At 72.8% G+C, this 22,850-nt stretch carries 19 protein-coding genes; 10 read left to right on the forward strand and 9 right to left on the reverse strand.

Annotated features, from left to right (window positions below; genetic code table 11):
- The first annotated feature begins 6 nt into the window (after positions 1-6).
- The 4 genes from KR546_RS00565 (at position 7) to KR546_RS00580 (ending at position 3,731) form a co-directional block, all read left to right on the forward strand.
- A complete protein-coding gene (locus KR546_RS00565) occupies positions 7-1,209 on the forward strand; it encodes an MFS transporter (protein WP_238442747.1) in 1,203 nt (400 codons plus the stop codon).
- Positions 1,206-2,324, forward strand: coding sequence for an N-acetylglucosamine-6-phosphate deacetylase (locus tag KR546_RS00570; RefSeq protein ID WP_238442748.1), 1,119 nt, complete (start codon positions 1,206-1,208; stop codon positions 2,322-2,324). The genes KR546_RS00565 and KR546_RS00570 overlap by 4 nt, the downstream gene beginning before the upstream one ends.
- Before the next feature lie 91 nt (positions 2,325-2,415).
- A complete protein-coding gene (locus tag KR546_RS00575) occupies positions 2,416-3,327 on the forward strand; it encodes an NAD-dependent protein deacetylase (RefSeq protein ID WP_238442749.1) in 912 nt (303 codons plus the stop codon).
- Complete coding sequence (locus KR546_RS00580; RefSeq protein WP_238442750.1) at positions 3,324-3,731, forward strand: pilus assembly protein CpaE; 408 nt, start codon at positions 3,324-3,326, stop codon at positions 3,729-3,731. The genes KR546_RS00575 and KR546_RS00580 overlap by 4 nt, the downstream gene beginning before the upstream one ends.
- Positions 3,732-3,898: 167 nt before the next feature.
- Here KR546_RS00580 and purF read toward each other — a convergent pair whose 3' ends face one another.
- From purF to paaZ, 8 genes are all read right to left on the reverse strand, one after another.
- Positions 3,899-5,389: an amidophosphoribosyltransferase gene (gene purF / locus KR546_RS00585; RefSeq protein WP_238442751.1), complete on the reverse strand. Its 1,491-nt coding sequence runs from the start codon at positions 5,387-5,389 to the stop codon at positions 3,899-3,901.
- Entirely contained in the window at positions 5,386-7,737 is a 2,352-nt protein-coding gene (gene purL / locus KR546_RS00590) for a phosphoribosylformylglycinamidine synthase subunit PurL (RefSeq protein ID WP_238442752.1), read from the reverse strand. Before purL ends, purF begins: the two co-directional genes overlap by 4 nt.
- The gene (purQ, locus tag KR546_RS00595; RefSeq protein ID WP_238442982.1) at positions 7,734-8,423 is read right to left on the reverse strand and encodes a phosphoribosylformylglycinamidine synthase subunit PurQ; all 690 of its coding nucleotides are present in this window, start codon (positions 8,421-8,423) and stop codon (positions 7,734-7,736) included. Before purQ ends, purL begins: the two co-directional genes overlap by 4 nt.
- Before the next feature lie 100 nt (positions 8,424-8,523).
- Positions 8,524-9,276: a hypothetical protein gene (locus KR546_RS00600; RefSeq protein WP_238442753.1), complete on the reverse strand. Its 753-nt coding sequence runs from the start codon at positions 9,274-9,276 to the stop codon at positions 8,524-8,526.
- 14 nt (positions 9,277-9,290) lie between these two features.
- On the reverse strand, positions 9,291-9,560 hold the full coding sequence (gene purS, locus KR546_RS00605) for a phosphoribosylformylglycinamidine synthase subunit PurS (RefSeq protein ID WP_238442754.1): 270 nt from the start codon (positions 9,558-9,560) through the stop codon (positions 9,291-9,293).
- A 79-nt stretch (positions 9,561-9,639) separates the two neighbouring features.
- On the reverse strand, positions 9,640-11,757 hold the full coding sequence (locus KR546_RS00610) for an acyltransferase family protein (protein ID WP_238442755.1): 2,118 nt from the start codon (positions 11,755-11,757) through the stop codon (positions 9,640-9,642).
- Positions 11,758-11,898: 141 nt separating this feature from the next.
- Positions 11,899-13,098 (reverse strand): serine hydrolase domain-containing protein, encoded by a 1,200-nt coding sequence (locus tag KR546_RS00615; protein ID WP_238442756.1) that lies wholly within the window; start codon positions 13,096-13,098, stop codon positions 11,899-11,901.
- Between the two features lie 241 nt (positions 13,099-13,339).
- Positions 13,340-15,391 (reverse strand): phenylacetic acid degradation bifunctional protein PaaZ, encoded by a 2,052-nt coding sequence (gene paaZ / locus KR546_RS00620; RefSeq protein WP_238442757.1) that lies wholly within the window; start codon positions 15,389-15,391, stop codon positions 13,340-13,342.
- A gap of 241 nt (positions 15,392-15,632) precedes the next feature.
- On the opposite strand from paaZ, the gene KR546_RS00625 reads away from it, so the two are divergent.
- From KR546_RS00625 to KR546_RS00650, 6 genes are all read left to right on the forward strand, one after another.
- A complete protein-coding gene (locus KR546_RS00625) occupies positions 15,633-16,115 on the forward strand; it encodes a hypothetical protein (RefSeq protein WP_238442758.1) in 483 nt (160 codons plus the stop codon).
- Positions 16,116-16,240: 125 nt separating this feature from the next.
- Positions 16,241-17,419, forward strand: coding sequence for a GAF domain-containing sensor histidine kinase (locus KR546_RS00630; protein ID WP_238442759.1), 1,179 nt, complete (start codon positions 16,241-16,243; stop codon positions 17,417-17,419).
- Entirely contained in the window at positions 17,416-18,120 is a 705-nt protein-coding gene (locus tag KR546_RS00635) for a response regulator (protein WP_238442760.1), read from the forward strand. The genes KR546_RS00630 and KR546_RS00635 overlap by 4 nt, the downstream gene beginning before the upstream one ends.
- A 167-nt stretch (positions 18,121-18,287) precedes the next feature.
- Positions 18,288-19,718, forward strand: coding sequence for a multicopper oxidase domain-containing protein (locus KR546_RS00640; RefSeq protein ID WP_238442761.1), 1,431 nt, complete (start codon positions 18,288-18,290; stop codon positions 19,716-19,718).
- Positions 19,719-19,787: 69 nt separating this feature from the next.
- A complete protein-coding gene (locus KR546_RS00645) occupies positions 19,788-20,255 on the forward strand; it encodes a pyridoxamine 5'-phosphate oxidase family protein (protein ID WP_238442762.1) in 468 nt (155 codons plus the stop codon).
- Positions 20,256-20,334: 79 nt separating this feature from the next.
- Entirely contained in the window at positions 20,335-21,342 is a 1,008-nt protein-coding gene (locus KR546_RS00650; RefSeq protein ID WP_238442763.1) for an alpha/beta fold hydrolase, read from the forward strand.
- Positions 21,343-21,364: 22 nt separating this feature from the next.
- On the opposite strand, the gene KR546_RS00655 is transcribed toward KR546_RS00650, so the two are convergent.
- Positions 21,365-22,714, reverse strand: coding sequence for an NADH-ubiquinone oxidoreductase-F iron-sulfur binding region domain-containing protein (locus KR546_RS00655; RefSeq protein WP_238442764.1), 1,350 nt, complete (start codon positions 22,712-22,714; stop codon positions 21,365-21,367).
- Positions 22,715-22,850: the final 136 nt, after the last annotated feature.

The raw sequence follows: 22,850 nt of genomic DNA on the forward strand, positions 1-22,850 counted from the left end.
GGGGCCATGACCTCCCGCCGTGGCCTGCTCGCCTTCGTGTTCACCGTCACGCTGACGGGCATCCTCAACAACACGCTCGTCACGCCGGCGATCCCCGACATCCTCGCCGAGTTCGGCCAACCCGACTCGCGTTCCGGGTGGCTGGTCGCCGTCGGATCGATCGCCGGCATCGTGGTCGCGCCCCTGGTCGGCGTGCTGGCGGACCGGTTCGGACGACGGATCGTGCTGACCACGTGCCTGGCGACCTTCGCCACGTTCGGGTCGGCCGCGGCGCTGGCCCCGACGTTCGAGTTCCTGCTGCTCGCACGGCTGCTGCAGGGCTTCGGGTCGGCCGGGTTGGTCAACCTCGCGGTCGTGCTGCTCGGCGACACCTTCACGGGGGCCGAACGGACGCACTGGGTGGGCCGCAACGGTGCCGTCCTGACGGTCGGACTGGCGGCGCTCCCGACGGTGAGCGGACTGCTCACCCAGGCGACGTCGTGGCGGGTCACGTTCGGGCTGTACACGATCGGGTTCGTCACGGCCGTGCTGGCGTGGCGGCTGCTCGACGCGAGCCGACCGCCCGACCCGCCCCGCATCGCCGACCAGCTCGGCGACGTCGCTGCCGTCATCCGCAGACGCGAGGTCCGCGTGCTGCTGGTGATCGGGTTCCTGGCCTTCGTGGTGATCTTCGGTGGGTTCCTGACGATCATGCCGGTGCACCTCGCCGGGGTGTTCGGCCTGGACGCCGGCGCCCGCGGGCTGGTGATCTCGGCACCGGCGCTGACGTCGTCGATCTTCGCGTTCAACCTCGGCCGGATCCGGCGACGACTGTCCATGGCGCACCTGGTGACCCTGGCCGGCGGGGTGTTCACCGTCGCGTTCCTGGCGATGGGCCTGGCACCCGCCCTGTGGCTGCTCCTGCTGGGGGCACTGGGGTTCGGCACCAGCGAGGGCCTGCTGATCGGGAGCCTCCAGGACGAGTCGATGGCGGTCGCCCCCGACCGCCACCGGGGCGCCATCGTCGCAGCCTTCGTGGGAGCCGCCCGGCTCGGCCAGTCCACCGGGCCACTGCTGTTCTCGGCAATCCTGGCGAGCACCTCGACGAGCACGACCCTGGTGTTGACCTCGATCGCGACGGCGGCGATCCTGCTGCTCGGGCTGTTCGGCCCCCTGCGACACACCACGGCCGCCAGTCCGGCCGATGAGCGATCGGAGACCTCGGCATGAGCATCGTCAGCGGCCGCCCGATCGGCGACGACCGACCCGTCACCCTGGACCTGGAGGGTGGCCGGATCGTCGGACGCCGACCGGGTGGCGATCCCGAGCACGTCCTGGCACCGGGGCTGGTCGACGTGCACTGCCACGGCGCCGGGGGCCACGAGTTCGGCGTCGGCGACGCCACGGAGGCCGCGGCCTTCCACCACCGCGCCGGGTCCACCTCGGTGGTCGCCAGCCTGGTGTCGACCGACGCGGACACCCTGGCCGGGCGCATCGCCGGCCTCGCCCCGCTCGTCGCCGACCGGACCCTCGCCGGCATCCACCTCGAGGGCCCGTTCCTCGCCCCGGCCCAGAAGGGCGCCCACGACCCGACCGCCCTGCGCCACCCCGACCCGGACGTTGCCGTGACCTGGACACGGCTCGCCGGCGACGGCCCCTGCATGGTGACCCTGGCTCCCGAACTGGCCGGTGGCGACGCCACCATCGATGCCCTCCTCGAGCGTGGCGTCGTGGTCGCGCTGGGCCACACGGACGCCGACGGGGAGACGATTGGCTCTGCCCTCGCCCGGGTCGCGTCCACCGGGACGATCCCGGTCGTGACCCACCTGTTCAACGGGATGCCGGACTTCCACCATCGGGATGCCGGTCCGGCGATGGCGGCCCTGCGCGCAGCGCGTCGGGGCGACGCCTGGGTCGAGCTGATCGCCGACGGCCACCACCTCGACGACGCCACGATCGCCGGGGTCGTCGAGCTCGCCGGCGACCACGTCCTGCTGGTCAGTGACGCGACCGGTGCCACCGGGCTGGGCGACGGGCTCCACCGACTGGGCAGCCTGCAGGTGCGCGTGACCGGCACGACCTCCCGGCTGGTCGACGGGGACTCCCTGGCCGGCAGTGTCACGCCACTGCTGGGATGCGTCCGCCGCGCGGTCGCGGCCGGGGTCGACGTCGCCACGGCCTTCGCCGCCGCGACGTCCCACCCGGCGGCTGCACTGGGCCTCCATGACGTCGGCAGCCTGGCGGTCGGCGACCGTGCCGACGTCCTGGTGCTGGACGACGACCTGGACCTGGTCCGGGTGTGGCGCGACGGCCGGGTGCTCGAGCCCCCGTCGGATCCCGCCTGAGCCGGGTCGACCTGCGTGGCCCCGGTCCCACCCTGCAGGGCTGGCCGGGGGCGGGCTGCAGGAACCTCCCGCAGTCGCAACACTGGACGACGTGACCGACATCCTGTCCCGCCGCCACCTCCCCGACCCGAGCGCGCCCGTCGCCACGAAGGGCTCCGTCGACGAGCTCGTCGACCTGGTGCGCGACGGCGGGGTGTGCGTGCTGACGGGGGCCGGCATCTCCACGGCGTCGGGCATCCCGGACTACCGCGGCGTCACCGGGCGAGCGCGACCGGCCACACCCATGCGCCACGCCGACTTCGTGGGCTCGGCCGACAACCGGCGCCGCTACTGGGCCCGATCGCTGGTCGGGTGGAAGACCTTCGGGGACATCGAGCCCAACCGGGGGCACCGGGCCGTGGCCGCCCTCGAGTCCGCCGGACTGGTCGACCGGGTCATCACCCAGAACGTCGACGGCCTGCACCAGTCCGCCGGGAGCCGGGAGGTCGTGGAGCTCCACGGGACCCTGGCGACCGTCAGCTGCCTGCACTGCGGTCAGCAGTTCCCGCGGGCCGACCTCCAGGTGGAGCTGCGTCGCCGCAACCCCGACTTCGTGCAACGACCCGGGACGGTGTCGGCCGACGGTGACGCCCATGTCGCCGACGACCGGTCCTTCGTGGTCGTCGACTGCCGCTGTGGTGGTCCGTTGATGCCCGACGTCGTGTTCTTCGGTGCCGGTGTCCCCCGGCCGGTGGTGCAACGGTGCTACCGGATGGTCGAGGAGTGCGACGCCCTGGTGGTGCTGGGCTCGTCGTTGTTCGTCTGGTCCGGCCTGCGGTTCGTGCGCCACGCCGCGCGCCACGACCGGCCCGTGGCGATCGTCAACCACGGCCCCACCCGGGCCGACGAACTGGCCACGGTGCGGCTGGACGACGACCTCACCACGGTGCTGGAGCAGGTCCGGGCCCGCCTCGGCCGGCCCCACGGGGCCCCCGCGGCCGCCGGAGCGAGCGTGCGGCCATGATCTCGCTGCACCTCGCCAGGTGGCTGCGCGACGCCGGCCTGGCGTGGGAGCCGGCTCCGGGTGACGAGTTCCTGGTCCCCGACCACGGCATGGACGACCGGGTGTTCGTCATCGCGGAGATGGTCGTCCAGGTCCGCCACCTGCCGACCGGCACGATCATCGCGTTGAACGGCACGACCGAGTGGGCGCTGGACAGCCTGATGCTGTCGGAGACCCTGTGGATGCCACGCGAGGACCAGCTCCGCGAGGTCCTGGGTGATGCGTTCCTGTCCCTGGAGCGCCGGGCCGAGGACTGGGCCGTCCGGGTGCGGCTGTCCGACGGGACCACGACCGGCGTGGTGGCGTCCACGCCGGTCGACGCATGGGCCAAGGCCGTCCTGGTCCACCTGCGCGGCCCGGACTGACCACCGAGGAGCAACCTGGTCGAGCGCGCCAGCGCACCGGGGATGTTGGGAGCGCAGCGAGCAACTCCAACGTGCCCCGGACGCAGGCTGCAGAACGAGCGCAGCGAGCTTCTGCATCGTGCCCGAGGAACGAGGGCCCGCCCTGATTCGAGCGCGCCAGCGCGAGATCAGGCGTCCAGGGCGTCGAGGTCGAACTTGATCTGGGCGAGGTGTTCGTGCTCGTCGGGCACGGGGATCGGGTACTGGCCGTCGAAGCAGGCCCTGCACAGCTCGTCCATCGCCATCGGGGTCTGGTCCACCAGGCCCTGCAGGCTGACGTAGTGCAGGGAGTCGGCCCCGACGTAGTCGCGGATCTCGTCCACGGTCATGTCGGCGCCGATCAGCTGGGCGCGCGTGGCCATGTCGATGCCGTAGTAGCAGGGGTTCTTGATCGGCGGCGCACAGATCCGCAGGTGCACCTCCTCGGCCCCGGCGGACTTGAGCATCGCCACCAGCTGCCGGGAGGTGTTGCCCCGCACGATCGAGTCGTCGACGACGACCAGGCGACGCCCGCCGACGATCTCGCGGACCGGCGACAGCTTGAGCCGGATGCCGAGCTGGCGCAGGGAGTCGGTCGGCTCGATGAAGGTCCGCCCCACGTAGCGGTTCTTGACCAGCCCGTCGGCGAACGGCAGTCCCGACTCCGAGGCGTAGCCCGCGGCCGCGTCCCGACCAGAGTCGGGCACCGCGATGACGATGTCGGCGTCGACCGGGGCCTCGCGCGCCAGCTGGCGACCGACCTCGCGACGCGAGAACAGCACGCTGCGCTCGGCCTGGACGTGGTCGGGTCGCGCCAGGTAGACCCACTCGAAGAGGCAGAAGTGCGGCGTGGCCGGCGCGAAGCGACGGGCGTGCATCCCGTCCTCGTCGAGCATCACCAGCTCGCCCGGTGCGACCTCGCGGACCGGGATGGCGCCGACGATGTCCAGCGCCGAGGTCTCGGAGGCCACCGCCCAGCCCCCCTTCGGCAGGCGACCCACCACCAGCGGCCGGATCCCGTGCGGGTCCCGGAAGGCGTACACCCGCTCGTTGTCCATCAGCACGACCGAGAACGCCCCGACCAGCTTCGGCGCCACCTCCATGATCGCGGCCTCGACACTGACGTCGGGGTCGCGGGCGAGCAGGTCGGCCATCAGGCCCGAGTCGTTGCCGCTGGGCACGCCGAGCATCCGCGCGATCTCGGCGGTGTTGACCAGGTTGCCGTTGTGTCCCAGCGCGATCCCCGACCCCACGGTCGACTCGCGATAGGCCGGCTGGGCGTTGGCCCACGAGCTCGCACCGGTGGTCGAGTAGCGGCAGTGCCCGATCGCGACGTGGCCCGGCATCGCCGCGAGACCGGCGGGCGTGAACACCTGGTTCACCAGCCCCATGTCCTTGTGGACCATGATGCGCGAACCGTCGGAGGTGGCGATCCCGGCGGACTCCTGGCCGCGGTGCTGGAGGGCGTACAGCCCGTAGTAGGTCAGGGTCGCCACGTCCTCACCGGGGGCGAAGATGCCGAACACGCCGCACTCCTCGCGGGGTCCCTCGGCCAGTCGGCGGGGGTCGACCCCGTCGTCCACCACCGGCAGGCGTCGGGCGTCGGGCGGCACCGCGGGATCGGACGGGTCGGTGGTCATGTGACGACCTCTCCGGTGGCAGTGGTGACCAGGGACGGGTCCACCGCGGTGGGCACGCCACGCAGGTGGGCGTCGCGGACGTCCTCCAGGGACAGCGTCAGCAGGCCCTGGACGTCGATGGTGGTGCCCCCCACGGTGCCGACGTCGGCCAGGGGGACCTCGGCGTCGGCGCACAGCCGCGCGAGCTCGCGCACGCTGTCGGACGGCGTCGTCACCAGCACCCGTGACGGTGACTCGCTGAACAGCAGCTGGGCCGGGTCCTTGCGCTCGGTCGGCACGATCTGGACACCGATGTCGCCGAGGACGGCCGAGTCGGCCAGCGCGGCCACCAGTCCCCCGTCGGAGATGTCGTGGGCCGAGTGCAGCAGGCCGGCCCGGGCCGCCTCGCCCAGCACCACGGCCAGGCGGGCCTCGAGGTCGAGGTCGACCGGCGCGAGACGACCGCCCAGGGGGAGGTCGAGGTAGGCCTGGAGGGCGGACCCCGCCAGCCCCGGCCGGGTCTCGTCCCCCAGCAGGAACACCACGTCGCCCTCCTGCACGAACGCCTGTCCCACCGCCATCGCCGCGTCGTCGATCACGCCCAGCACCCCGATGACCGGCGTGGGCCAGATGTGGGTGTCACGCGGGTCGTCACTGCCCCCGACGCGGGACTCGTTGTACAACGAGACGTTGCCCCCGGTCACGGGGATGCCCAGGGTCCGGGTCGCCTCCCCGAGGGCCTCGATCGAGGTCGCGAGCTGCCACATGATCTCGGGCCGCTCGGGGTTGCCGAAGTTCAGGCAGTTGGTCGACGCGATCGGGGTCGCCCCGACGCACGCCACGTTGCGGAAGGCCTCGGCGACGACCCGGCGCGTGCCCTCGGCCGGGTCGAGCTCGCACCAGCGGCCGTTGCCGTCCAGCGCACAGGCGATGCCGCGGGCGCTGCCCGGAAGCCGGACCACGCCGGCGTCGCCCTGGCCGGGACCGAGCACGGTGCCACCGCGGACCCACGAGTCGTACTGGCCATGCACCCAGTCGGCCGCCGCCAGGGACGGCGAGGCGAGGAACTTCGCGACGAAGCCGGCCAGGTCGCCGTCGTCGGCCAGGCCCGGGATGGGCAGGTCCTCGGCGACGACGATGCCGTAGCCGTCCTGCCATGCGGGGCGCTCGCGGGGCCGGTCGTAGGTGGGCCCCTCGTCGGCCAGCGACCGCGCGGGCAGGTCGGCGACCAGCTCACCGCGCCGATGCAGTCGCAGCCGGTCGCCGGCGACCACCTCGCCGATGACCGAGGCCGGCACGTCCCAGCGGGCCGCGACGGCCAGGACCTCGTCGACCCCGTCCGGGTGCGCCAGGGCGAGCATCCGCTCCTGCGACTCCGAGCACAGGATCTCCCAGGACGCCATCGAGGGCTCCCGCAGGTGCACGGCGTCCAGGTCGACGTCCATGCCCATCGAGGCAGCCGACGCCAGCTCGGCCGTCGAGCAGGCGATCCCTGCCGCACCCATGTCCTGGATCCCGGCGAGCAGGTCCCGGTCGTAGAGCTCGAGGCAGCACTCGATCAGGCTCTTCTCGCGGAACGGGTCCCCCACCTGGACGTTGGGGCGCTTGTCCTCCAGGCCCTCGTCGAACTCCTGGCTGGCCAGGACCGACGCACCCCCGATGCCGTCACGCCCGGTGGAAGAACCCAGCAGGATCGCGACGTCACCGACCTGCTCGGCCGTGGCCAGCTGGAGGCGCTCGACCGGCATCACGCCGATGGCCAGCACGTTGACCAGCGGGTTGGTCGCGTAGCGGTCGTCGAAGACCGTCTCGCCCCCGATGTTGGGCACACCGACGCAGTTGCCGTACCCGCCGACGCCGCGCACGACCCCGTCGACGATCGCGCGCTGGAAGGCACGCGACCGTGGCCCGAGTCCGTCCACGGTCGGGTCGCCGAACCGCAGCGAGTCCATGACCGCGATGGGACGGGCACCCATGGTGAAGATGTCGCGCAGGATCCCGCCGACCCCGGTGGCGGCTCCCTGGTAGGGCTCGACGAAGCTGGGGTGGTTGTGTGACTCGACCTTGAACGCCACCGCCAGCCCGTCGCCGACGTCGACCACCCCCGCGTTCTCGCCGGGACCGGCGAGGATGCGGGGCGAGGTGGCCTCGAGGCGACGCAGGTGCACCTTGGAGGACTTGTACGAACAGTGCTCCGACCACATCACCGAGTACATCCCCAGCTCGGACACGGTCGGGACGCGGCCGAGCGCCTCGACCACCTGGTCGTACTCGTCGCGGCGCAGCCCGAGCTCGTGGCCGAGCTCGCGGGCTCGCTCGTCGGTCAGGGTCTCGTCGGCGGGGAAGGTCGTGACGGGGGTCTGGGTCACCGCGACAGGCTTTCGTGCTCGGGAACGTCGGACGCCAGGCCGGCGAACATCGCGAGGAAGTCGTCCCCGCCCGCGAGGTCGTCGTCCACGGCGTGCTCGGGATGCGGCATCAACCCGACGACGTTGCCGGCCTCGTTGGAGACGCCGGCGATGTTGCGCGCCGACCCGTTGGGGTTGTCCCCGGGGAGGTAGCGGAACACGACCCGGTCCTCGGCCTCGAGCCGGTCCAGGGTGGCCGGGTCGGCGTGGTAGCAGCCCTCACCGGACTTGAGCGGCACCGACCAGGGACCGGGGTGATCGAACCCCCGGGTGAACGGCGTGTCGCGCCGCTCCACCGTGACGAAGACCGGCCGCGACACGAATCGCAGGCCGCTGTTGCGCAGCAGGGCACCGGGCAGGAGGCCGGCCTCGCACAGGATCTGGAAGCCGTTGCAGATGCCCAGGACCGGTCCGCCGTCGGCCGCGAACGCACGCACGGCCGCCATGATCGGCGCGTGCTGCGCGATCGCGCCGGTGCGCAGGTAGTCGCCGTAGCTGAAGCCACCCGGGAGCACGACCGCGTCGACACCCGACAGGTCGGTGTCGCCGTGCCACAGCCCGACACCCTCGGCGCCACCGCGCGTGGCGGCCGCCAGGGCGTCGTGGTCGTCCAGGGACCCGGGGAAGGTGATCACCCCGACACGCATCATGACCTCGTTGCTCGTCCGGGCTGCCGTCGGCGTGGGAGCCCGGGAGTGGCCGCGGACACGGGGACCGACGGCGGGAACGGTAGTGGAGGACGTCGCATCAGCCCGACACCTCCGGATAACCGGCGTCCACGAACGCCTGCACCGGGTCGTCGCCGGCCAGGATCGCTGCGGCGTCGATGCAGCCCAGGGGTGGGTCGTCGCCCATCGCGAGCCGCCCACAGGCCCGGTCGGTGGTCTCGGTCGCCACCACCTCCTGCTGGGCGGTGACCGGTGCCCCGGGCCAGGTCCCGGTCCCGAGGTGCGCCAGCTCGTGCAGGACGAAGGGGGCCCCACGGGTGCCGTCGGTGAACTGGAACCGGGGCGACAGCTCGACCACGATCCGGTCGTCGGAGAGCCGCGCCGACGACTCGGTGCCCGTGAACTCGAACGTCGCGATCCGCAGGATCCCGTCGCCCGCGATCCAGGCGTCCAGGCCGGCCCGCGCCTCGGGGAAGTCCCCGGTCTGGAGCAGCTGGCAGGTCGCCGAGAGGGTCCGCGAGGTGGTGGCGATCGCACCCGGGTCGCCGAACAGCTGGATGCCGGTGGCACAGCCGGTCGCGTCGACCAGGTCGGTCACCTCGTTGAGCACCGCCGTCCCCCGCTCGTGGGTCACGGTCGCCGACCCCGGTGGGCGACGCTCCGCGGCAGTGAGCTCCTCGCGACCGCCGAACGCCACGAACGCCCACACGGTCACGCCGATGCCGACGACGGCCAGGGCAAGCATCGCGAGCACGAACCAACGGGCGAGCACGGGCTCGCCGTCGGGCAGCGACGGGAGGCCGTCACCGACCCCTGAAGGTGATCGCGACATGGGCGGGAACGGTCCTACGAGTTGGCGTCGGCGCGCTCGTCCGGCTGGATGATCCGCCAGACGTAGGTCTCGATGACCGGGTTGGTCAGGAAGTCGTGGGCCATGGACTCCACGGTCGTCGCGAGCTCGTCCCCGGACACGTCCAGGTCCAGCTCGATGTGCTTGCCGACCCGCACGTCGGAGGCCTCGCCGTGGCCCAGGCCCGGCAGGGCACGTTCCAGCGCGCGTCCCTGCGGATCGAGGATCTCGCGCTTGAGCAGGACGTCGATGGCGACGCGGGGCATGGAACACCTCGTTCGGGCGGGGCGGGACCGTGGCGGGCGGCCCTGCGAGTCTACGGCGGCGACCGGGTCGCCCGGAACCTCAGCCGTCCTGGTCGTCGCGGTCCAGCAGGTCGAGGGCCGACACCTGGACCTGGTCGTCGATCGCGGAGGCCAGTGCCGCCGCGAAGTCGGGGGTGAGGTGGTCCTGGTCGCGCCGGACCGGCACTCCGTCGATGATCGGGGGACACCGCAGGCGCTCGTCACACAGCAGCGGGTCGACGTCGACGGACCAGACCTGCGGATCGTCGGTGGCCAGCTCCCGGTAGACGGCCTCCTCGGGGAAGTCGTCGATCCCGGTCATCAGGCACTCGGACTGCACGATGGCCGCGGACAGGCACACCGTCGGGTCCTCGGGCAGGATGGGCACCGGCTCCATCAGCACCAGGGGGCGACCGGCGTCGCGCAGTCCCCCTGCGCCGGTACGCACCAGTGCCTCGACCAGGGCGTCGTGGCTGTCCGCCGTCACGTCGTCCCTGCTCGACCGGAGCGGGAAGTCGCGCTCGCGGAGCCCGTTGGAGGCGACCACGACCAGGTCGGGGTCGAGGCTGGGCAGTTGCTCGTCGTAGAGGAGGTCGTGGCTCTCCACGCAGCGGCGCGACCGCGGGTTCGACGGGTCGCCCAGGAAGGCGCCGTCCGGCCAGGGACAGCTGCCGGAGTGGTTGAGCCACAGGGTCAGGTCGTGCTGCTCGGCGATGGCCTTCCACGCCGGCACGAACATGCGCGCGTGACTGTCCCCGACCAGCAGGATGCCCCCGCTGCCACCCTCGACGACCACGCAGTCCGACCCGTCCGGCTCGCGGCAGTCGGGGATCGGGGGGACCTCTCGCGCGACGGCCTCCAGGTCGAGGTCGGGCACCGGCTCGTCGATCGAGTCGAGCAGGGGCGAACGTGCCTCGCCCGGGTCCTCCCCGACCGCGGCCTGCTCCTCGGGTGGCACCCGGACCGGGGGCCGCAGGTCCACCCGCAGGATCGCCGGCGCGACGAGCGCACCGACGACCAGGGCGATCCCCACGCCGCCGACGATGGACACGGTGGGACGGCCCTGCAGCCAGGCGCCCCGGCGCACCGGCCGTTCGAGCAGGTCGTGGCTGAGTGCGGCGAGCCCGGTCCCGACGGTGGCCGAGATCACGAACAGGGCGACGGGTCCGACCTCGAGGACGCGCTCGGTCAGGACGACCACGGGCCAGTGCCACAGGTAGGTCCCGTACGAGATCATCCCCAGCTTGCGCACGGTCGGCAGGGACAGGGCGCCGCTCGCCCATCCGCCGGCGGCCCATTCGGCCGCGACGAGCAGGACCACGGAGACCCCGGCAGCCGCCAGGCCGCGCACGGACGGGCTGACGTCCAGGAGCGCCGTGGCGACCACCACCAGCCCGACCAGCGCCAGCACCAGCACCGTGCGCGCCCACCGCCGCCCCCGGTCCGGCAGCTTCACCCGCCACAGCACGAGGGCGACCAGCACGCCCACGAGCAGCTGGTAGGCGCGCGTGTCGGTGCCGAGGTAGGCCCGGTTGGCGTCGCTGGTCGCGACGACCACCTGCCAGGCCACCGAGCCGGCCGCCAGGACGGCGACAGCGGCGATGACCCGGCGCAGGCGTCGACCCGTCAGCACCCACAGCCCCATCAGCAGCACCGGGAAGACGAGGTAGAACTGCTCCTCGATCGCCAGGGACCAGAAGTGGAGGTAGGGGCTCTCGGCCTGGCCGACGTTGAAGTAGTCGGCCGCCTCGACGATGAAGTGCCAGTTGGCGTACCAGAGCGACGCCGCACGCGCGTCACCGACGAGGGCCAGGCGATCCAGGGGTGCGGCCACCAGGACGGCGCCCACGGCCGTGCCGACGATGGCCAGGGCCGAGGCCGGGATGAGGCGGCGCGCGCGGCGGGCGTAGAACCGACCGAACCGCAGTCTCCCGACGATCGCCACGTCCGCGAGGATGACGTTGGTGACCAGGTAGCCCGACAGCACGAAGAAGACGTCGACCCCGACGAAGCCACCGGCGAAGGCCGGCAGGCGCGCGTGGAACAACAGCACGAGGTAGACGGCCACCGCACGCAGACCGTCCAGGTGGGGCCGATGGCCCCAGCCGTTGGCCGACGGACCCAACTGCGAGGGCTCGTCCACCCTCGTCTCGGGCACCGCTGGTGCGGCAATGGACATGACGGGACCGTTCGGGGAGCGTGGTGCGGTGGGCGACCTCGAACCGGGCCGACGTGGCAGCGTATGCACCCCCGCGCACCCGACGTGACGGCCGGCGTGGCCCCTCGGACACCGCCGGCAGCCGCTCCCGGGCGACGGGCGTCAGCCCACCGGTGGTCGGGCAGACCGGGTGGCACGGACCACGGCGCTCGACAGGCGGAAGAACCGGACGTCGGCCAGGGGGGTCGTGGCGGTGCCGAGCCGGTTGGTGACGAACGCCACCGCGAGGTCGTCCACCGGGTCGACCCAGCCCCCCGAGCCCCCGAAGCCGTAGTGGCCGAAGGCGTGGCGTGGTCGGCGGCCGGCCATGAAGGCGCGGTGGTAGCCCAGCCGCCAGTGCATCCGGATGCCCATCACGTAGTCGCGTCGTGACGTCTGGACGATCCGGAGGCGGTCGGCGGCGGCGTCGGACAGCAGCCGCACGCCGTTGACCTCGTGGCCGCCCAGACCGGCGTAGACGGTGGCGAGGTCGCGGGCGGTGAACACCCCGTTGACGGCGGGCATCTGGGCGCCGAGGACGGCCCGGTCGGGGTCCATGAACAGCTCGTTGAGACCGTGGATGCCCATCGCCTCGGACGCACGCCGGGCCCACGGCAGGACGCCGGGCAGCGAGTCGAGCATGGAGGGGAAGTCCCATCCGGTCTCGAGCAGCTCCGCCACGTGGGCCCGATGGTCGCCGAGGATGCCGATGCGGATCCCGGTCAGCCCGAGCGGCTCGGCGAGCTCCTCCTGCCACAGGGCGCGCATGTCCCGACCCGTCGCGGCGCGGACCAGCCCCGACAGGATCCAGCCGAACGTCATCGCGTGGTAGCCGGGGCCGTTGCCGGGCAGGGGATCGGGGGACGCGGCCGCGATGCGGCGCTCCATCTCCTCGTCGTCGAGCAGGTCGGTGATGTCGTCGACGAGGTCGCGGACGTTGTGCAGTCCGGCGTCATGGGTCAGGACGTCACGGATCGTGATGGCGCCCTTGCCGTTGGCGCCGAAGGCGGGCCACCACGCGGCGACCGGACGGTCCAGCTGGAGCTCGTGACGGTCGAGGAGCCGGTGGATCACCGCCGCCGTGATCCCCTTGGACGTCGAGAACGACACCGAGCCGGTGTCCGGCAGCCACGGCCGTCGGTGCGCTCGGTCGCGGGTGCCCGCCCACACGTCGACGACGGGGACCCCACGCCAGCGGACCGCCAGCGCGCCGCCCCCGTGGTGGGGCGCGGCGAACAGGTCCTCGAACTGTCGGGCGACGGCCTCGAACCCGGGGGCCACGAACGGCTCGACGGGAGCGCTGACCGGGGTGCTGGCGGACACGGACACCTCCCGAGGGTGCGATCGACCCGGACGGCCATCGGCACGCCCGGACACCCCCCCGACGGGCGTGCGGACACGCATCGGGGACATGCGTCGGGGCCGGCGTGACCGGCCCCTGGCTCCCGGTCGGGATGGTACGCCCCGACCGATCGGCGCGCCCGCACCGCGCCGAAGGTCAGGCGGCTCCGAAGCAGCGCTGGACGTTGCGAGCGCCAGCGAGCAACTCCAACCTGACCGGAGGTCAGGCGGCCACCACGGTCAGCAGCTGGTAGACGGCTGCGAGCTCACCCTCTCCGTCGGTGATCTCGGCGGCCCACCGCACCTCGCCGTGCGCCTCGCCGGGCCGCAGCGCCTTGGCCATGCAGGTCAGCGTGACCGTGATCTCGTCACCCGGGCGGATCGGCTTCATGAACCGCAGGCCGTCCAGGCCCGTGTTGGCCAGCACCGGTCCCTCCTCCGGCGCCACGAACAGGCCTGCGGCGGCCGACAGCAGGAAGTAGCCGTGCGCGACGATCCCGCCGAACAGGGGGTTGCGGGCCGCCGCGTCCTCGTCGGTGTGGGCGTAGAAGTGGTCCCCCGTGAGGTCGGCGAACGCGTCGATGTCCTCGCGCGTCACGTGGCGGGGCCCCGCCACGACGCTGTCGCCCACCTCCAGCTCGTCGAAGTGCTTGCGGAACGGGTGCGTGCCCTCGTGCCGGGCCGCCCCGGACGCCCACCGACCGGTCACGGCCGTCAGCAGGTCGGGCGACCCCTGGATCGATACCCGCTGGAGGTAGTGGTGCAGGCCCTCGAGCCCCCCGAGCTCGGACCCGCCTCCGGCCCGCCCGGGGCCGCCGTGGTGCAGCCGCGGCAGCGGGGAGCCGTGCCCGGTCTGGGCCGCCATCGACGTCTCGTCGACGACCAGCACCCGCCCGTGGTGCGGGGCGATCGCGCGCACCAGGTCGGCGGTGTCGGAAGTCGGCGGGGCGAAGACGGACGCCACCAGGCCGCCACCTCCCCGGGCGACCAGGTCGGCGGCGTCCACCGGCCCGTCGTAGCCCAGCAGGGTCGCGACCGGGCCGAACGCCTCGACGTCGTGCAGCACGGGTGCGCGTGGGTCGTCCGCCCGCAGCAGGGTCGGTGCGACGAACGTGCCCGGATCCCCGTCGACACCACGCAGCTCCGCCGGGTCGGGGCCGGTGACCACGGTCGCGGCGTCGGACAGCCGCGTGATCGCGGCGCGCACGGCCTCGCCCTGGGTCCGGTCCACCAGGGGGCCCAGGTCGACGTCGTCGCGCCGGGGGTCACCGACCACCAGCGCCGTGAACCGGTCGGCCAGCCGCTCCGTGACCACGTCGAGCCGGTCGGACGGCACGAGCACGCGCCGGATGGCGGTGCAGCGTTGGCCGGCCTTCGCGCGGCACTCGGCCACGACCTCGTCGAGGAAGTCGTCGAAGAGGGCGGAGTCGGGCATCACCTCGGGGCCCAGCACCACCGCGTTGATCGAGTCGGTCTCGGCGTTGAACCGGACGTTGCGCTCGAGGACCGCCGGGTGGGACGCCAGGCGCCGCGCAGTCGCCGACGACCCGGTGAAGGCGACCACGTCCCGATGGTCGAGGTGGGCGAGCAGGTCGACGGCACCGCCAGTGACCAGCTGGATGGTGCCGGGTGGCAGCGCCTCGGCCTCGACCAGGGCGCGGAAGGCCCGGACGGCGACGAACGCGGCCTGGGGTGCTGGCTTGACGATCGCGGGGACCCCGGCGAGGAGGGTCGGCGCGAGCTTCTCGAGCAGGCCCCAGACCGGGAAGTTGAAGGCGTTGACATGGACGGCGACGCCCGGCAACGGGACCAGTGCCTGGACCGCGTGGAAGGTGTCGTCGCGGGACACCCGCACGAGATCGTGGTCCACCCACACCGTCGTGTCCGGCAACTTGCGACCACCCCGAGAGGCGTAGGACGCCATGGCCCCGATCCCGCCGTCGACGTCGAACCAGGCGTCGTCGGGCGTGGCCCCGGCCCGGGCCGACAGGTCGTAGAGCTCGCCCTTGGCCGCGATCACGGCCTTGAACAGTCGGCGCAGCACGGCCGCCCGGTCGGTGAAGGTCATGGCCCGCAGCGCCGGGCCACCGACCTCGCGGGCATGGTCGACCGCGGCCGCGAGGTCGATCCCGTCCGCGCTGACCCGCGCGACCGGCACCCCCGTCACGGCGTCGTGCAGCACCGGGGTCCCCGCGTCGGCACGACCCGCCCGCCACTGGTCACACACGTGGCTGGGCAGGACGTCGACGGTGGTGGCGGACGGCGTCGCGGACATGCGCACTCCCTCGTCCCGGGGGCGTCCTCGTCGACGCCCCGGAGCCCCCAGCCTAGGGCCGGGGCACGCCGGCACCGCCCGCGTTCGGGACCATCGGCCCTGCCGCACCGGGTCGGTTCCCCCCGTGGTCCCACCGGCCAGGACGTAGGGTCCCGGGATCGCCACGCGCACCGCCACGTGCCGGCCCGGAAGGGGATCCGCCGGCGCCGACCAGCGTCGCGCCACGGAAGGCCCCAGGCCGATGAGTCGCCATCCCATCCACACCGTCGTCGCCCTCCCGGAGGACGTCGCCGTGGCCACCGTGCGCGCACGGTTCGGCGAGCCGCCGGCTCGGGTCCTGCCGGGACCAGCCGAGCGCGTGGAGGGTGGCCACCGCGTCCACCTGTCCACCGGGAACCTCCTGCCCACCCCGTCCGTGGCCGCGATCGCGTGGCTCGGTGACGCCACGTCTCCGGCGCCCGGCCTGGACGTCCGCGGGCTCCACTGGCGGGCCGAGACGGCCGACGGACTGTTCCCCACCCTGCACGGCGACCTGGAGCTGCACACCCGCACGACCCCCGAACTCCGCCTGGTGGGCTTCTACGTCCCACCCTTCGCCGCGATCGGGGCCGCCGCCGACCGCCTGGTCGGCCGCCACCTCGCGGCCGAGGTCGTCCGGGCCTTCGTGACCGAGGTCGCGGGGCGCCTCTCCTCCCCCGCACGCCACCCGACCGGGTCGCCATGACCCACACCGGTCGGTCGGGAGGCCGTCCTCCGGATCGTCCCGCACGTCACCGGCCCCGTGGATGTGCCATCATGGCAGCACGCGGCCCGCGCCACGGTCGCCATCCGCCACCCGTGACGAGGACCATGCCTCCCGACGCCAACGCCTCCCGCCTGGCCGCCATCGCCGGCATCGCCGACGCCCTGTCGGGCGAGCTCGGGCTGGACGAGCTGCTCGACCACGTCGTCGAGCTGGCACGCGAGGTCACCGGGGCGTCGTACGCCGCCCTGGGCGTCCTGGGCGAGGACCAGACCCTCGCCCGGTTCGTCCACATCGGCATCGACGAACGGACCGCGCGGGAGATCGGATCCCTGCCGACCGGTCGTGGAATGCTCGGGCTGCTGATCCGCGATCCCCGCACGGTCCGGCTCGACGACCTCGCCGACCACCCGGCGGCGTCCGGCTTCCCCCCGCACCACCCACCGATGACGTCCTTCCTGGGCACACCGGTGCGATCGGGCGGGACCGTGTTCGGCAACCTCTACCTGACCAACAAGCCCGGCGGGTTCACGGCCGACGACGAGCGCCTCGTCGAGGTCCTCGCGGTGCAGGTGGGGACGGCGGTCGTCAACGCGAAGCTGGCAGCACGCCTGCAGGTCCTGGCGGTCCAGGCCGAACGTGAGCGGATCTCGCGGGACCTGCACGACAGCATCATCCAGACCCTGTTCTCCATCGGGATGGGGCTCGACTCGGCCCGCTCGATGGTCGAGCGCGACCCGGAGCGTGTCGTGGCCCGCATCGACAACGCCGTGGACGCGATCGACGCGACGATCCGGGACCTGCGCAACACGATCTTCCAGCTGCGGGCGGACGAGGCCGCCACCCTCGGGCTGCGCGCGGGGCTGGTCGAGCTCGCTCGCGAGCACGAGGTCAACGCGCTGACCCGGCCGCGACTGGTCGTCAGCGAGCACGTCGCCGCTGAAGTCCCCCCTGCCCTGGTCCCCGACGTGCTCCAGATCACCCGCGAGGCCCTCGGCAACGTTGCCCGGCACGCACGAGCGTCGACCGTCGAGGTCCGGGTCGACCTCCACGACGACCTGCTCGTGCTCGAGGTCGTCGACGACGGCGCCGGGTTCGACCCGTCCCAGCCGTCCGCCGGACACGGCCTGGTCAACATCCGGGAGCGGGCCGGCCTGCACGGCGGGCACGCCCGCATCGACGCCGCGGTCGGCGACGGCACGCACCTGACCGTCACGCTGCCGCCGCGACCGACCGACCCCGTCACGCCCCACCACGACGCCACCACTCGATCGGAGTCGCGATGACCACGTCCGAACCTGCCGACACCCCCGAGGACGCGGCCGACACCCCGGCGACGATCCGGGTCATGCTGGTCGACGACCACGAGATCGTCCGCCAGGGCCTCGCGAGCCTGCTCGAGGCCACCGACGACCTCGAGGTGGTCGTCGAGGCCGGCACGGCCGAGGAGGCCGTGGCCCGGGCGAAGGTGTTCGAACCCGACGTGGTGGTCATGGACGTGCGCCTGCCCGATGGCAACGGGGTCGACGCCTGCCGCGACATCCGCGCCCACCGACCCGAGACCAGGGTCCTGATGCTGACGTCGTTCTCCGACGACCAGGCGCTGTTCGACTCGATCATGGCCGGGGCCGCGGGCTACGTCCTCAAGCAGGTCCGCGGCACCGAGCTGGCCGACTCGATCCGGCGGGTCGGCCGCGGCGAGTCGATCCTGGACCCGGCCGTGACCAAGCGGGTGCTCGAGCGGATCCGCAACCCCGACGAGGACAAGGACGAGCGCCTGGCGCGGCTCACGCCGACCGAGGAACGCATCCTCGACATGATCGCGGACGGACGCACCAACCGCGAGATCGCCGAGCGCATCCACCTCGCCGAGAAGACGATCAAGAACTACGTCTCGGGGATCCTGTCCAAGCTCGAGGTCAGCCGCCGGGTCGAGGCCGCCGCCTACCTGGTCGAACAGCGCACGCGGGAGCGCCGCAGCTACTAGGCGGTCGGCTGACCGTCGGTCGGCCCGGGGTCGGTCGCTGCGCACCCACGGGTCCCGAGCGGGTCGGGACCAACGGTCCTCACGAGGCGGGCACTTCTCGGGATCACCGGGACCTCCACGGGAGCATGCTCGGGACATCAGTCGCCGACTCGACGAGGATCCCGACCGTGTCCGACCACGCCCCCACCGACACCACCAATCGCGCCGGCCTCGCCGCGATCGCCGTGGGCGTCATCGCCTGCCTGCTGGCCGTGTACGCCACCGGCGTGGCGCTGGCCGCCCGCGACGGCGGCCCCGCCGGCACCGCGGCCGCCACCACGAACGCCGCGGGCGCCGCGCCGATCGCCGCACCCGCCGGCGGCGAGGTGGCGGTCTCGCTCAGCGAGTACGCGATCACCCCCGACGTCGACGTCGTGCCGACCGGGGCGACCCTGGCCGTCACCAACGACGGTGCGATCCCCCACAACCTCACCGTGACCGGGGCCGACCTCGCCACCGCGGACCTCGGCGCCGGCGAGACCGGGGCGCTGGACGTCAGCAGCCTGGCCGCGGGAACCTACGAATGGACCTGCACGATCGAGGGCCACGCCACGGCGGGCATGGCCGGCAGCTTCACGATCGGCGACGCCGAGGTGGCCGCGGTGGCCGCCACCGACGAGGGGGCCATGGACCACGGCGACGACACCGCGATGGCGATGCCGACGTCGGCCGACATGGAGCAGGCGATGCAGGACTCGATCGGGGCCTTCCCGGCCGAGACCGAGGGCAAGGGCGCCCAGCCCATGGAGCCCGAGATCCTCCCCGACGGCACCAAGCTGTTCGAACTGGTCGTCGACGAGGTCGAGTGGGAGGTCGAGCCCGGCAAGGTGGTCGACGCGCTCGCCTACAACGGCCAGGTCCCCGGCCCGACCCTGCGGGCAGACATCGGCGACACGGTCACCATCCGGGTGGTCAACGAGCTCGACGACGAGGCCACCAGCCTGCACCCGCACGGGCTGCGTGACCACGAGTTCGCCATCGACGGCGTGACCTACATCTCCCAGGACCCGATCGCCAGCGGCGACGCCATGGACTACACCTTCGTGGCCGAGAAGCCGTCGGTGATGATGTACCACTCGCACCACATGAGCCTGCACCAGGTGCTGAACGGACTGGCCGGGTCGATGATCATCGGCGACTACGCCGAGCTGGCCGGCATCGACGGCGTCGTCGACGAGATCGTGATGATCACCAACGACGCCGGGTCGCTGGGCTTCACCCTGAACGGCAAGTCGTTCCCCGCCACCGAGCCGTACTCCTACACCAGTGGTGACAAGGTCATCGTGCACTACTACAACGAGGGATTGATGGCCCACCCGATGCACCTGCACAACCAGGACGGGCTGGTCATCGCCAAGGACGGCTACGTGCTGGACGACCCCTGGTACATGGACACGCTCAACGTCGCACCCGGCGAGCGCTACACGGTGGTCTACGAGCTCGAGAAGCCGGGCACCTGGGTGTGGCACTGCCACATCCTCAGCCACGTCAAGCGTGACGACGGGACGATGTTCGGGATGCTGACGGCGATGATCGTCGAGGAAGCCGACGCCACCTGACCCCGACAGCGCGGGCGGCCAGGTGTCGCCCGCATCGCCCCACCGGGGCGACCGACGACAGGAACGACCATGGCCGACGAACCCACCCCCACCATGCAGCACGCCATGGAGGACCCCCCGCGTGACCGCCTGGGCATGACGGTGCTCGACGAGGACCGCTGCTGGGAACTGGTCCGGGGCGAACCACTCGGCCGGCTGGCCGTGGTCGTCGACGGCCGACCCCACCTGGTGCCGATCAACCACGTCGTGCGCGATCGCGAGGTCCTGTTCGTGTCCGTGCCCGGGACCAAGCTGCACCGGGCCCTCCACCAGCCGGGTGGGCCGGCGGTCTTCGAGGTCGACGGCTACGACGCCGACGACCACAGTGGCTGGAGCGTGATCGTCAGCGGCCACCTCCACCCCGTGCAGGACCTGGTCGAGCACACCGGACTGGACCTGCGCGGACGTCCGATCTGGCTCGACGGCTACCGCGACCGCAGCTGGCTGCGACTGGTGCCCGAGCACGTCAACGGCCGGACCCTCGACCAGCCCGACTGAGGTCGCGTCCCGTCCCCACCGACGCCCGGGAAGGTAGGGTCGGGCGTGCCGTGGGGGTCGACCGGGAAGGTGTCGCGTGGTGTGGAAGTGGCTCGTCGGCGGGCTCGTCGCGTGGATCGGCCTGCGACTGCTCGCCCCCGAGCCGGTGCCCACCTTCGACGACGAGCAGCACGTCCCACTCGAGCTCCCGGGCCGCACCGTGTTCGTCCACGGCATCGAGTTCTTCATCCGCGAGGACGGTCCGGAGGACGCGCCGCCCCTGGTGCTGGTGCACGGGTGGGGCGACGACACCATGGCGATCTTCCCGCGACTGATCCCGCTGCTGTCCACCGACCACCGGGTCATCGCGGTGGACAACCGCAACCACGGCAAGACCGACCACGTGCGGGGTCGCTACGACATCACCACGATGGCCGACGACCTCGACGGCGTGCTCGACCGGCTCGGCGTGCGTGACGCCACGGTGTTCGGCTTCTCGATGGGCGGGATGATCGCGCAGTCCCTCGCGCGACGTCACCCGGACCGCGTGGGGCGACTGGCGCTGTCCGGGACCGCGGCCGACATCCCGCTGCTCACCGACCGGTTGTCGCCGCTGGCCAGGATCGGGCTGACGCTGGTCCGCGCCGCCGAGCGCGTCACCCGCACCGAGGTGTCGTGGGTGCGGATCCGCTACCTCACCCACGTCGGCGCGGTCGCGCCGGAGAACGCCCGTTGGTACTACTCGGCCCACCAGAACCGCGACCCCGACCTGTACTGGCTCTCGGCCGACGCGATGAGCCGGTTCGACGCCCGCCCGTGGATCGGCGACCTCGACGTCCCGGTGATGGTGATCGTGACCACCCGTGACCAGTTGATGTCCCCGACGTGGCAGTGGGACCTGGCGGCGCGCCGGCCCGACGCCGTCGTCCACCGCCTCGACGCCCGCCACGAGGCGCCCCTGACCCACGCCGACGAGCTCGCCGCCCACCTGCGGGAGTTCGCGGCGGCCACGCCGGGCGCGGACGGCAGCGTGGACACCGACCAGGCCGCCGCGGCGAGCGAGGCTGCCGAGCGATCCGGCGGCGACACCGACGAGGCGGCCTCGTAGCCGCGGGACCGTGCGGGCCGGGTCACTCCGGCGCGTAGGTCCAGTCCTCGCGCTTGCGGTGGTAGGTCGGGTCGAAGGTGACCTCGCCGGTGGCCAGGTCCACGTCGGTGATCTTGGGGACCATCGGGTCGCGCTCGGACCAGCACGGCGTGCCGAGGTGGTCGCGGACCTCCTCGGTGAACGACTCGAGCAGGCTCACGACCAGCAGCTGCTCCCCGGTCGGCAGGGCACAGCGCTGGAGGTCGGTGACCTTGGTCGCCCGGGTCGCGAGCTCCTCCAGGTCGGCCGGCTCGCCGTCGCCGGCGTCGATGCGCTCCAGCAGGGCGGTGATCTCGGAGGTGCCCAGCGAGCACGCGTTGCACTGGCCACAGGACTCCACCGAGAGGAACCGACTGAGGGTGGCGGCGATCCGGACGACGCAGTGCGACCGGTCGTAGACCACGAACCCGGCGCTGCCCAGGCCGATGCCGGCATCGGCCATGGCGTCGAAGTCGGCCGGCGTCGCGAACAGGTCGGGCGGGATCAGCGCGGACGAGATACCCGAGATCGCGAGCTTGGGATCCACGGCACCACCGATGTCGGTCACCAGCGTGTCCAGCGGGACACCCAGCGGCAACTCCCAGCAGCCGGGGCTCTCGACGTCCCCGGACAGGGTGAAGACCATCGTGCCGGGGCTGTCGTCGGTGCCCTGGCTGCGGAACCAGTCGGGCCCCCGGGCGACGATCGCCGGGACGTTGGCCAGGGTCTCGACGTTGTTGACCAGCGCCAGCGACGGGTTGGCCGTGCCGGTGAACAGGCCGTTGATGTAGGGCGCGACGTGTCGGGGCATGGGCAGGTCGCCCTCGACCACCTCCAGCATCGCCGTCTCCTCGCCGTACAGGTACTCGTCGGGTCCGGCCACCAGTTCGACGACGTCGGCCCCCGGCCAGCCGGCCTCGCGGGCCGCGGCCAGCGCACCGGCCATGCTCGCGCGCGCCTCGGTGGCCCGTTCCTTCAGCCCGATGAACACGCGTGAGGCGCCCACGGCGTAGCGGGCGATCAGGGCACCCTCCAGCACCTGGAAGGGGTTCCACCGCATCAGTGCGCGATCCTTGTAGGTCCCGGGCTCGCCCTCGGCCGCATTGACCACCAGCGCCACGGCGAGGTCCTCGGCGGTGGCGGTGTCGATGATCGAGCGCCACTTGGTCCCGGTCCCGAAGCCCGCTCCGCCGCGGCCCCGCAGACCGCTGTCGGCCACCCGGGCCACCAGCTCGTCGCGGTCGATCTCGAGCAGCTCGGCCAGCCCGGCGCCCCCGCCCGCACCGACGTAGTCGTCGAGGTCGGTCACGGGTTGGTTGGGCAGGAGCCGGGACACGTCGTCGAACAGGGCCATCGAACGCCTCGAGGGTCGAGCGGGGACGGGGTGCGACCACCACCCTACGTCGCCCACCCCGCCGGGTGGTCCCCCCGACCGGCCGCGCCGTCCCCGTGGGGACACGGCCTCCGGCGACGCGTGCAGCCACCGGACG

Source organism: Salsipaludibacter albus, from assembly GCF_019798055.1.
GTDB classification, from domain to species: Bacteria; Actinomycetota; Nitriliruptoria; order Nitriliruptorales; family Nitriliruptoraceae; genus Salsipaludibacter; species Salsipaludibacter albus.